Below are 11326 nucleotides of genomic sequence, written 5' to 3'. Positions count from 1 at the left end.
TTACCCGATAGAAAGATTTCCCATGAGTCGCAACCAAGCCCTGGCACAAACGCTCGCCTATTTTGACGATGGACATTTCCAGAAAACGCTGGAACGCCGCGTCGCCTACAAGACCGAAAGCCAGGACGCAGCCAGCGGCCCCATCCTGCACGCCTATCTGCAAGAGGAGATCACTCCCACGCTGGAAAGCATGGGCTTCAGCTGCCGCATCGTGGCCAACCCCTTGCCCGGCAAAAGCCCTTTTCTGTTCGCCGAACGCATCGAGCCGGGCGCCAGCTGCACCGTACTGACCTACGGCCATGGCGACGTGGTGCGCGGCTACGATGCGCAGTGGCGCGCGGGCCTGAGCCCCTGGAAGATCGTGGTGGACGGCAATCGCTGGTACGGCCGTGGCACGGCGGACAACAAGGGCCAGCACACCATCAACCTCACCGCGCTGGAGCAGGTGCTGGCCGTGCGCGGCGGGCGCCTGGGCTACAACGTCAAGATCATTCTGGAAATGGGCGAAGAGGACGGCTCGCCCGGCCTGAAAGAAGTCTGCGAACTGCACCGCGACGCCCTGGCCGCCGACCTGTTTCTCGCCTCCGACGGACCCCGCGTGTCGGCCTCGCGCGCCACCCTGTTCCTGGGCTCGCGTGGTGTCTTCAACTTCAACCTGTCGCTGAATCTGCGCGACGGCGGCCACCACTCGGGTAACTGGGGCGGCCTGCTGCGCAACCCCGGCATCCGGCTGGCGCATGCCATTGCCAGCCTGATAGACGCACATGGGCGCATCCTGGTGCCCGGACTGCTGCCCAAAGAAATCCCCGAGAGCGTGAAAAAAGCGCTGCAAGACATCGAGGTCGGCGGTGGCCCGAACGACCCCGAGATCGACCCCCACTGGGGCGAGCCCGGCCTGAGCAGCACTGAGCGCGTGATCGGCTGGAACAGCCTGGAAGTGCTGGCCTTCACCACCGGCAACCCCGCCATGCCCGTACACGCCATCCCCCACACAGCCCGCGCCCACTGCCACATCCGTTTTGTGGTGGGCAGCGATGTGGCCCACTTCCTGACGCATATCCAGGAACATCTGCTGGCCCATGGCTTTGACGATGTGGAAGCCACCCTGGGCGACGCCTTCATGGCGGCTACGCGGCTGGACCCCGACAACCCCTGGGTGCGCTGGAGCATGGCCTCCATCCAGCGCAGCACCGGCAACCGCCCGGCACTGCTGCCCAACCTGGGCGGCTCGCTGCCCAATGACGTGTTCGCCGAGACACTGGGCCTGCCCACGCTGTGGGTGCCTCACTCCTACCCCGCCTGCTCACAGCACGCCCCAAATGAACACATCCTGGTGGACACCACGCGTGAATCGCTGCAGGTCATGGCCGGCCTGTTCTGGGACCTGGCCGAACAAGGCGCTGCCGTGATGCAGGAATGCGTATGAGCGGGCAAATGACCAACACAACCAACGCAGCAGTCGCCTGGCTCGCAGACCAGCGCCCTGCGATGCAGGAAGCACTGGGCACGCTGGTGAATATCGACTCCGGCAGTTATGACAAGGCCGGCACCGATGCCGTAGCCCAAACCATGGCGGGCTGGCTGAACGCTGCGGGCATGGCCACCGAGCACCGCAGTGCCATGGCCGACGGCGACGTGTTGCTGGCCCATCTGCCCGGCGCCAACCCCACGGCCGCACCGGTCGTGCTCATGGGCCACCGCGACACCGTATTCCCCACCGGCACCGTGGCGCAACGGCCCTGGCGGGTGGAGGGCGATCTGGGCTACGGCCCGGGCGTGGCCGATATGAAGTCCGGCCTGGTGCTGCAGTGCTTTGTGATGATGGCGCTGCAAAAGCTGCCGCCGCTGCCCTTCCCGTTGAGAGGCCTGTTCACGGCGGATGAAGAAATCGGCTCGCAAAACGGGCGCATCGCCATCGAGGCCCATGCGCGCGGCGCGCATGCCGTGTTCAACTCCGAGCCCGGCCGCGTCAGCGGCAACCTGGTCACCGAACGCAAAGGCGGCGCCACCTTTGTCATCGACGTCACCGGCCGTGCCGCGCATGCCGGGGTCAACCACGCCGACGGTGCTAGCGCCATCGCTGCGCTGGCCCATCTGGTCATCGCGCTGCACGCACTCACCGACTACAGCACCGGCATCACCACGAATGTGGGCCTGGTCAGCGGCGGCATGTCCACCAACACCGTGGCACCCAGCGCCCAGGCCAAGCTGGATGTGCGCTTTCGCACCCTGACGGAACGCGAAGCGGTGTTTGCCAAAATCCAGGCCCTGGTTGCCCAGCCGCCCCAGGTGCCCGGCACCCAGGTGCGCATCACGCAAACCTCAGAGTCCATGCCGTTTGAGCTGCACTCCAGCCAGGAGCTGATGCAGCGCTACCAGCACAGCGCCGCCCTCATCGGCTTCACGGTATCCGGCGAGGCCACCGGCGGCTGCTCGGACGCGGGCCTGACCGGCTCGCTGGGCGTACCCACCCTGTGTGGCGTGGGCCCGGTCGGCGGCAAGGCGCATACCGACGCGGAATACTGCCACCTGGACACGCTGGTGCCACGCGCCCAGGCGCTGGTCCACACCATCCTGGCTTTGGTAGAGTCCGCGTAACGCTACGCTTTTAATAGCTGCTTGCGCAGATATTACCTGCGCCAGAGCCCAATTTGGCTATATAAATTGCTGAGCGACTCAGCCTTGCGGCGCTAGGCTGCGCGCCTTGCCAAACTCCACGATGCGCCAGACCACGGCGGTAAAGGCCAGCACCACCAGCAGCATGCTGGAATAGGCCCAGCGCACGCCAACCACGTCCGACAAGCTACCCACCAGCAGGCCCGCCAGCTGCGAGCCCACGCTGTAGCCAATCATCAGCAGGGCCGACAGCTTGGACGCCTGTGCCGGTATGCCGTCGATCATGATGGCCAGCAGCACCGGGAACACCACGCCCACACCCACGCCGAACAGGAAGTTGCCCAGCCCGGCCGCCAGCCAGCCGCCCTGGCCGGCCAGCACCACGTTCATCGCCATGCCGACCAGCGCCAGCAGGTTCAGGCGCCACAGCTTTTGCCGCAGCGGCCAGTTGCTATGCCAGAAAGCCTGCCACAGCCGCGCCCCCACCATGCCCGCCACAAAGAACTGCAGGCCCACCCGCGCCGCGTTGGGGCTGAGCTGCTGGGCGTTGATGCCGTAGCTCACGTACCAGAAGTTCTGCCCCCACTCCAGAAAACCGCTGAGCACACCGCCCACCACGGCCCAGAACACCACCGGGCGGCGCAGCAGCTCCAGATAGGACATGGGAGAGGACATGGAGGAACCCTGCTCCTCGGTGTGGTGGGCGGGTGCCAGGTTTTCAAAGTGGCGGCGCGGCCAGAAGGCGAACAGCACCGTCAGCAGCGGCAGCAGGTACAGCGCATAGGGCATGCGCCAGGCGCTGCTGAACTGCTGGATGCCGATCACCGCCATGGGCGACACCAGGTTGCCCAGGCTGAAGGCCACATCCACCATGCTCAGCATGCGCGCACGCACCTCGGCCTGGGGGTGGATATTCGCCAGAATGCTGTGGGCCAAGGTGAACAGCGCGGTCTCGCACAGTGCCACGCAAAAGAAGCCGGCCATCAACACCGTGAAGTTGGGTGACAGCACGATCAACGAAATTGAGACCAGGGCCAAGCCGGTGTACGACAAAAACAGCGGCCGCGGCGCATAGCGCTGGGCCATGCGCCCGCCCTGCAAGGCGCCCAGCACACCACCTGCCGACCAGACCATCATCAGCACGCCCAGCTGTTGGTAGTTGTCCAGCTCCTCACGCAACTCAGGCGTCACCGCGCCAAGAATGGCAGCAAAAATACCAGCGCAGAAAGCGGTGTAGATCACCACCCAGGCCAGATAAGGAATGCTGGAGAGGAAGTCTTTGAGTTTCACGATGGGGCGCACAAAAAAGTACAGCCTGCAGGGCAAAAAGCAGGCTGGGCGGACAGGATCGGGGGAAGACCCTATTGTCCAAGTTTTGTGTGACAAATGGTGAAGCCAGGCCCAATGGCACTGACGCGCTGTCAACCATGCAGGTACCGAGCGCGTCTTAGGATGACCATGTTTCATTTTCACAAGGTTCCCATGCGCTCCATTGCCTCTGCCGCTTATGTTCTTTCCGCTGTCGTGCTGGCCAGCAGCCTCACGGCCTGCATGGTGGCGCCCTACCACCAGGCGCAACCCGTGGCCTACCCCGTGCAGCAGCAGCCCGCGCCCTACCCGGTCGCCCAGCCGGTACCGCGCTCCGAAGTGGGTCGGGTGACGAATATTGAACAAATGCAGACCGAGCAACGCCAGGGCCCCAGTGGCGCCGGTGCCGTGATCGGCGGCGTAGCGGGTGCGGTCCTGGGCCACCAGATCGGCGGCGGCTCAGGTAAAGACCTGGCCACCGTGCTGGGTGCCGTGGGCGGCGCCGTTGCCGGCAACCAGATCGAGAGCAATAACCAGGCAGCCCAGGTGCGCATCAGCTACCGGGTCACCGTGCAGGGCGATAACGGCGCCATTCGCCAGTTCGACGTGCCCAACCCCGGCCAGTTGCGCATCGGCGAACGGGTGCGCATGGCAAACGGCCAGCTCTATCCGTTCTAAAGCCCTCTAGCGCAGGTAATACCTGCGCTAGCAGCTACAAATATTAGAGCAAATCGCCAGCTGCAGCCACCACGCCGCCAGCGACCTGCCAAGCCTGGGCATAGCCCAGCTGGCGCAGGCGCTGCAAAGCCTGGCTGCTGCGCCGGCCGGTACGGCAAAACAGCAGCACCGGTCGCGGCTGGCGCAGCCAGACTGCCAAGGACGAGGTCAGCTCAGCCAAAGGAATATTGCTGGCCGCTCGGCCAAAGCGTTGCAACTGCGTGTCCGCCGCATGTTCATGGGCCTCGCGCACATCGACCAGCAAGGCATCCGGATGCTGCCGCCAGAATTCCGCCAGCGCTGCAGGCGGCAAACTGCACGCCGGGTCTTCCGCAAGCGCGGGGCCCAAACGCAGCGGCTCCAAGGTTTCATCCGCCAACATTTCCACCGGCGGGCGTTGTAGCCGCAGCGCTTCGCCGCAGCGAACAATGCGCGCGCAAGCAGCGTCAATAAATGCTGCGTCTGCCAGCGCGCCAAAAGACAACCGCACCGCAGATGCAGCCTGCCATTCCGGCAAGCCCATGGCTTGCAACACATAGCTGGGCGCCGCCTTTTTCGCCGAACAGGCACTGCCCGCGCTGACACGCACACCGGCAGCATCCAGCACATCCACCAGCACGCTGCTGGGCACCCCGGGGACGGAGAAGTTCAAGGTGGTCGGCAGTGCGTATTCCACCGCGTTGAAGACAATATCGGGCCACGCCGCACGCAGGCTCTGTGCCAGCAGCTCTCGAAACTGTAGCATCTGCATGGGGCTACAAAAACTGCCGCCCTCTTCCAGCGCCTGCAATACCGCGCCCAGCGCAGCAATGCCCGCCATGTTCTCGGTACCAGAGCGCAAGCCTTGCTCCTGTCCACCGCCTGCCATCAGCGGAGTGAACGGCACACCTTCACGCACGTATAGCAGGCCTATACCCTTGGGGGCATATAGCTTGTGGCCGGAAAAAGGTGCGTAGTCGATACGCGTCTGCGCCAGCTGCAAAGGCAGTTTGCCCAGAGCCTGCACGCAATCCACCAGCCAGTAGGCCTGTAGCGCAACCTCGTTCAGCACGGACTCTATGCCCGCCAGGTCGGACACCACGCCGGTTTCGTTGTTGGCGGCCATGGTGCAGACCAGCGCAGCCCGGGGCGCCCAGGCACGTAGGGCTGCCAGATCGTGCCGGCCATGCTTGTCCACCGGCAATGCGCGCAACTCCATTTGCAAACCCAGGACCTGGTTCCAGTGCGCCAGACTTTCCGGCACGGCCTTGTGCTCGGTGGCGCCATACAGCAGCAGCGGCCCCACATCCGCCCCCCGGGCTCGCTGCGCGCGCACGGCACACAGGGCCGACAACACCGCCGTCTGTATGCCTTCGGTCGCGCCGCTAACAAACACCACGTCACCAGCGCCAGCGCCCAACACCCGCGTGGCGCGGGCTCGCACCGCATCCACCACTTGGCGCGCCTGCAATCCGCTGACATGGGTGCTGCTGGGGTTGCCGTACAGCGCGCCCATGGCATGTTGCGCAGCGGCCAAGGCAGCGGGAAGCACGGGAGTGGTGGCGTTGCAGTCCAGGTAAATATCAGTCGGCATGGTGGTCAGTAAGCTAGCTGAAAGAGCGCCATGCTACCCACGAGATTCCAAACATACATTTCAAATTCGAGCAATAAATCGCAAAATCAAGAATAAAACACGCATATAACTTAAAATAACAGCATGAATTCACTAGATCGCTTGGACTACGCTATCCTGGGTGCCCTGCAACTGGATGGTGATCTGTCTGTGGCCGCGCTGGCCGAACGCGTGGGCCTGTCGAGCACGCCCTGCTGGAAACGCCTCAAGCGCCTGGAAGACGAGGGTTACATCACCGACCGCGTGGCGCTGGTGCACGGAAAAAAAGTAGGCCTGCCCGTCACGGCATTCGTCAGCGTGCGCATCCAGCAACACGATGAAAAATGGGTCAAACAGTTCACGACCGCCGCCTCCGCGTTACCCGAAGTACTGGAACTGCACCGCATGAGCGGTGACGTGGACTATCTGCTCAAAGTCGTAACGACCGATATCGACGGTTACGATCGCTTCTACAAAAAACTCATCCAGACCATGCCGCTCAGCGGCGTGTCCAGCGCCTTTTCCATGGAACAGATCAAGTCCACCACGGCGCTGCCGCTGGATCTGGTGTCCTTTGGCGCATCCAAAACCTAGAAAGAAGAAAACAACATGCCCATCCAATGGTTCCCCGGTCATATGCATCTGACCAAGAAGGCCATCACCGAGCGCCTGAAGGAAACCGATGTGGTGATCGAGTTGCTGGACGCGCGTCTGCCCGGCTCCAGCGCGAATCCCATGCTGGCCGAGCTGATCGGCAACACGCCCACGCTCAAAGTGCTGAACAAGCAAGACATTGCCGACCCGGTGCGCACTGCGTTGTGGCTGGACCATTACAACGCCCTACCCGGCACCCGTGCCATCGCCCTGGACGCCAGCGAAACCGCGCCGGCCCAGCGCCTGATACCCGTCTGCCGGCTGCTGGCGCCCTTACGCGGCGGCATGGTCAAGCCCATGCGGGTGCTGATATGCGGCGTACCCAACGTGGGCAAGTCCACCCTGGTCAACACTTTGAAAGGCAAGCGCGCCGCCAAAACCGGCGACGAGGCCGGCATCACCAAGCTGGAGCAGCGCATCGTACTGGCCGACGACTTCTACGCCTACGATACGCCCGGCATGCTGTGGCCGCGCATCATCGTCGAACAAAGCGGCTACCACCTGGCCGCCGCCGGCTCAATTGGCCGCAATGCCTTTGACGAAGAAGAGGTAGCACTGGAATTGCTGCTGATCCTGCAAAAACACTATGCCGGCCAGGTCGAAGAGCGCTACAAGCTCGACCCCATCCTGGGCCTGACCGACGTGGCCCTGCTGACCGAAATCGCCCGCAAGCGCGGCGGCCTGCTGGGCAAAGGCAAAGTCAATCTGCAAAAAGCCGCCGAAATCGTGCTCACCGAATTCCGCACCGCCACGCTAGGCCGCATCACCCTGGAAACACCGGAAGAGTTCGCCCAATGGCTGACCGCCGGCCAGGCCTTGGATGCCGCCCGCCAGGCGAAGAAGGATGCGCGGAAGAACAAGAAGGGGCTGGCCAAAGACGTGCAACCCGAATAAACCGACAACCATAAAAAAAACCCGCTGCATAACTGCAGCGGGTTTTTTGTTTAAAACCTGAACTGGCTTACGCCAGCATCAGATTAGAAACGGTGCTGAATACCAACAGCGAACAAGTCGTGCTTGGTGGTTGCTGCACCAGTAACTTTGCTATCGTCAAATTCATAGCCACCGTACAGAGCCGTACGCTTGGACAAAGCGTACTTGGCGCCCAGGCCGTAGCCCTTGCGCTTGTCATTACCAGCGGTAGCGTTGTCCTTGGACTGAGCATAACTAGCAGACAAAGTCAGAGCAGCACCAACGGGAACATCAACACCGATTTGGTAATCGGTAGCCTTAGCGCCATCAACGGTGGTCTTAGCGGAGAACTCATAGTTCTCAGCCTTGCCGTAGTTGGCATATGCCTTGGCAACGCCGAAGTCATAGGAACCGCCCAGACGGGTGTACTTGCGAGCGATAACAGTGCTATCGGTCTTTTCATTTTGGTAGCCCAAGCTCACGCCGATAGGACCATTTGCATAGGCCAGAGCCAAGCTATAAACGGAACCAGCGTTCACCGTAGCGGACTTGTTTTCACCCAGGCTGTAGCTAGCCGAAGCGCTGAAACCGCTGAAGTTAGGCGTGTAATAGGCAATCGTGTTGCCTGGACGGATCAAGTAGCTGTTTGCAGAGGCAAACACGCTGTTCATGGGGGACAAGGCAGAATCAAACACTGCATCGTACTGACCGCTAACATCATCGAAAGGCGTGGGGGTCAAGCCGAAGCGGGTGGAACCAAAGGAACCAGACAAACCAACCCATGCTTGACGGGAGAAGGCGGTGTTGGTCACTTTGCCAGACAGCAACGTCGTGGACTTGGCGGTGCCATCATCAGCAGCAATACCTTGTTCCAGCACGAAGTTAGCAGCGAGGCCGTTGCCCAGATCTTCAGAGCCCTTCAGGCCAAAACGCGAGGTGTTCACCAGGCCGCTGTCCAGCTTGGATTGACGCAGGCTGGTCGTGCCGTTGTCGGTCTTGGTGCTGCCGAGATACATATCAACGATACCGTACATGGTCACGGTGGACTGAGCCATGGCGGCGCCGGAAGCGGCGAGTACGGCCAGGGCGATCAGGGATTTTTTCATGGAAAGGTTCTCCAAAGATTAAAAGATGTCGGGTTCACAGTCAGGCTGTAACCTCAACCCCACTCCTTGTTTCAGAAGCTGATGGGATTAAAGCAGACCACCTTGGACAAAGCAGTGACGTTTTCAGAATAAACATATGATTTGTTGACTAAAAACAACGTTTTGGGCATGCAAGAATACCTCGGGCTTCAGCACCCACACTTGGCAATCCGTATATTCCACATGAATCAAGCTGTTTCGCATACCCCAATTACAAAGAGTCACGAAACTACATAAAAAATTTACACCAGTCAGTACCGCACGGAATGTGTAACTTTGCTCGGCTTTTTTGAGCCCCGTCCAGGAACTGGCAGCGCCGGCTCTGCTGCTAAGCCCAGGCCACTTTAACAATAGCAACTGAGGAACAATGTGAAAAAAAGCACTTTGCTGGCTACGACGATCTTGCTCACGGGCATGGCGACCGTCGCTGCGGCACAAGAAGCGCCAACCAGCAGCGTCGTACTTTACGGCATCGCCGACGTGGGTCTCAACCACGTCACCGGATTGAAGCAAGGCACGGTCACACAGCTAGCCAGCGGCATCATGGAAGGATCACGTTGGGGTCTGAAAGGCAACGAAGACTTGGGTGGTGGCATGCGCGCCCTCTTTACACTGGAAAGCCGGTTTGAAATCGATACCGGTGCGGTTTCCAATATTCCTGCATCTGGGGCCCAGGTACCAGACCGTTTGAACACAGCCACGCTGATGGGGCTTCCCGCCACGGCGCAGCCCTTGGTGAATGCGGTTGCGGGCGCACTGGGATCGCGGCTCGGCGTCAATACTGCGGACAAAAACCTGTTTGACCGCCAGGCCTTCATGGGACTGGTCACGCCTGTGGGCGCGATCATGGCGGGCCGCCAGTACACCCCTGGCTATGTGGTTTCGGCGACTTTTGATTCCATGCACGGTGAATCCAGCCTGGCCCTGGGTCAATTGGTGTCGGTTCCCGCTTCGTTCACCATCCGCACCAGCAATGCCTTGCAATACGCCGTCCAGGCCGGCGGACTCAGCGCCAGCCTGATGGTGGCAGCCGGTGAAGTGGGGGGCAACAACTCGGCAAACCGGCTCCTGGGCGCCATGGCCACTTACAAGGGCACAGGCTTCTCCCTGGGCGCAGGCTACAACACGCAGAACAACGAACTGGGCGAAAAAGCGCTGACGAACGCCATCCTGGGCGCTTCGGTAGATATCGGTCCCGGCAGCTTGAGCACCATGTACGCCACCATCAAGGACGACCATCCCGCCGATCTGTCCAGCGTGGCGGCCTTGCTGGTCTCCAAAGGCGCCAGCGCAAGCAGCGCCGCAGATGTGCAAAACGCCTTTATCCGGGCGGTGCAACAAGACGCGCGCCTGCTGCATATTGGCTACCGCATCCGCAGCGGCCCGCACACCTTCACCGTGGCCTATAACACCATGAACGACAGGACAGCCAACAATGCCGACCGCGACTCCTACGGTGCTGCCTACACCTATGCACTGTCCAAGCGCACCGACCTGAACGCCGTGTTGACGCGCTTCAACAACAGCGGTGCATCCCAGTTGGCACCGGGCGGCAACGGCTTTCTGGGGGGCGTCACCGCCAGTGCAGGCACCGACTCAAACAGCTTGGCGCTGGCACTGCGCCACCGCTTCTGACGCCAGAACAAGCCCTCTGTCCACGGGGGCTTGCACCCCAGGCGGCATGAGGCCGGAGCACTGATTTACAGTGAAGCCCTGTTTGCCCAACTACACGCACCGCATGTCGCTACCCACCCCACCTTCTTTAGACCAAATCTGCCGTGTCGCAGACTCTGCGCTGCGTACCATCTTTACCCGCCCACATGGCAGCCGAGCCTGCCCTACCGTGCCGGAACACACGCATGAACTGAGCGCTGAGGAGAAAACCCACGCCGCCGCACTCATGCGCGTCAACCACGTGGGCGAAGTCTGCGCGCAAGCCTTGTACTCGGCCCAGTCGCTGGTCACTCCCACGCCAGCCCTGCGGGCGCATTTTGAACATGCCGCCGCCGAGGAAACCGACCACCTGGCCTGGACGCACCAACGGCTGGACGAGCTAGGAGGCCGGCCCAGCATGTTGAATCCACTGTGGTACGCCGGTGCCTTCGGCCTGGGGCTGGCGGCTGGCAAGCTGGGCGGTGACCGCTGGAGCCTGGGCTTTGTTGTGGAAACCGAAAACCAGGTGTCGGCCCACCTGCAAAGTCACTTGCAACGCCTACCGAGCAACGACCATGCATCCAAGGCCATCGTGGTGCAAATGAAGGATGACGAAGAGCGCCATGCCCACGAAGCCAAGATCCAGGGAGCGATCGATTTGCCGGCCCCCATCAAAACCATGATGCGCATGGCAGCCAAGGTCATGACGACCGTGGCCCACAGGATTTAA

General features: G+C 61.7%; 10 protein-coding genes. 7 read left to right on the top strand and 3 right to left on the bottom strand.

The genetic code is table 11. The annotated features are described in order from the left end of the window. The first annotated feature begins 22 nt into the window (after positions 1–22). Both AC07R0_RS05050 and AC07R0_RS05045 read left to right on the top strand, forming a co-directional pair. The gene (locus AC07R0_RS05050; protein WP_495104033.1) at positions 23–1426 is read left to right on the top strand and encodes a M20 family metallopeptidase; all 1404 of its coding nucleotides are present in this window, start codon (positions 23–25) and stop codon (positions 1424–1426) included. Positions 1427–1434: 8 nt separating this feature from the next. After that, positions 1435–2598, top strand: coding sequence for a M20 family metallopeptidase (locus AC07R0_RS05045; RefSeq protein ID WP_495104032.1), 1164 nt, complete (start codon positions 1435–1437; stop codon positions 2596–2598). A 78-nt stretch (positions 2599–2676) separates the two neighbouring features. Here the strand turns inward: AC07R0_RS05045 and AC07R0_RS05040 are convergent, their stop codons facing one another. Next, entirely contained in the window at positions 2677–3906 is a 1230-nt protein-coding gene (locus tag AC07R0_RS05040) for an MFS transporter (protein WP_495104031.1), read from the bottom strand. 192 nt (positions 3907–4098) lie between these two features. Between AC07R0_RS05040 and AC07R0_RS05035 the strand changes: the two genes are divergently transcribed. Beyond that, entirely contained in the window at positions 4099–4602 is a 504-nt protein-coding gene (locus AC07R0_RS05035) for an outer membrane lipoprotein (RefSeq protein ID WP_495076026.1), read from the top strand. A 43-nt stretch (positions 4603–4645) separates the two neighbouring features. On the opposite strand, the gene AC07R0_RS05030 is transcribed toward AC07R0_RS05035, so the two are convergent. After that, on the bottom strand, positions 4646–6214 hold the full coding sequence (locus tag AC07R0_RS05030; protein WP_495104030.1) for an aminotransferase class V-fold PLP-dependent enzyme: 1569 nt from the start codon (positions 6212–6214) through the stop codon (positions 4646–4648). A 123-nt stretch (positions 6215–6337) separates the two neighbouring features. Between AC07R0_RS05030 and AC07R0_RS05025 the strand changes: the two genes are divergently transcribed. After that, positions 6338–6826, top strand: a complete 489-nt coding sequence (locus AC07R0_RS05025; RefSeq protein ID WP_495076028.1) for an Lrp/AsnC family transcriptional regulator — start codon at positions 6338–6340, stop codon at positions 6824–6826. A 15-nt stretch (positions 6827–6841) separates the two neighbouring features. Further along, positions 6842–7780 (top strand): ribosome biogenesis GTPase YlqF, encoded by a 939-nt coding sequence (gene ylqF, locus AC07R0_RS05020; protein WP_495104029.1) that lies wholly within the window; start codon positions 6842–6844, stop codon positions 7778–7780. Between the two features lie 83 nt (positions 7781–7863). On the opposite strand, the gene AC07R0_RS05015 is transcribed toward ylqF, so the two are convergent. Beyond that, entirely contained in the window at positions 7864–8904 is a 1041-nt protein-coding gene (locus AC07R0_RS05015) for a porin (protein WP_495104028.1), read from the bottom strand. Between the two features lie 408 nt (positions 8905–9312). On the opposite strand from AC07R0_RS05015, the gene AC07R0_RS05010 reads away from it, so the two are divergent. Beyond that, on the top strand, positions 9313–10578 hold the full coding sequence (locus tag AC07R0_RS05010; RefSeq protein WP_495104027.1) for a porin: 1266 nt from the start codon (positions 9313–9315) through the stop codon (positions 10576–10578). 103 nt (positions 10579–10681) lie between these two features. Further along, positions 10682–11326, top strand: coding sequence for a 2-polyprenyl-3-methyl-6-methoxy-1,4-benzoquinone monooxygenase (gene coq7 / locus AC07R0_RS05005; protein WP_495104026.1), 645 nt, complete (start codon positions 10682–10684; stop codon positions 11324–11326).

The sequence above is a fragment of the Rhodoferax sp. GW821-FHT07F03 genome (assembly GCF_059418745.1).
Note: the sequence above shows the minus strand (reverse complement) of the source record. Positions and strands in the feature narration are given on the sequence as shown.

What these genes read in the sequence shown, in the direction of transcription:
- AC07R0_RS05025 (WP_495076028.1), top strand. Translation starts at nt 6,338, where the DNA reads ATGAATTCACTAGATCGCTTGGACTACGCTATCCTGGGTGCCCTGCAA.
- AC07R0_RS05015 (WP_495104028.1), bottom strand. Translation starts at nt 8,904, where the DNA reads ATGAAAAAATCCCTGATCGCCCTGGCCGTACTCGCCGCTTCCGGCGCC.
- ylqF (WP_495104029.1), top strand. Translation starts at nt 6,842, where the DNA reads ATGCCCATCCAATGGTTCCCCGGTCATATGCATCTGACCAAGAAGGCC.
- AC07R0_RS05030 (WP_495104030.1), bottom strand. Translation starts at nt 6,214, where the DNA reads ATGCCGACTGATATTTACCTGGACTGCAACGCCACCACTCCCGTGCTT.
- AC07R0_RS05050 (WP_495104033.1), top strand. Translation starts at nt 23, where the DNA reads ATGAGTCGCAACCAAGCCCTGGCACAAACGCTCGCCTATTTTGACGAT.
- coq7 (WP_495104026.1), top strand. Translation starts at nt 10,682, where the DNA reads ATGTCGCTACCCACCCCACCTTCTTTAGACCAAATCTGCCGTGTCGCA.
- AC07R0_RS05035 (WP_495076026.1), top strand. Translation starts at nt 4,099, where the DNA reads ATGCGCTCCATTGCCTCTGCCGCTTATGTTCTTTCCGCTGTCGTGCTG.
- AC07R0_RS05045 (WP_495104032.1), top strand. Translation starts at nt 1,435, where the DNA reads ATGACCAACACAACCAACGCAGCAGTCGCCTGGCTCGCAGACCAGCGC.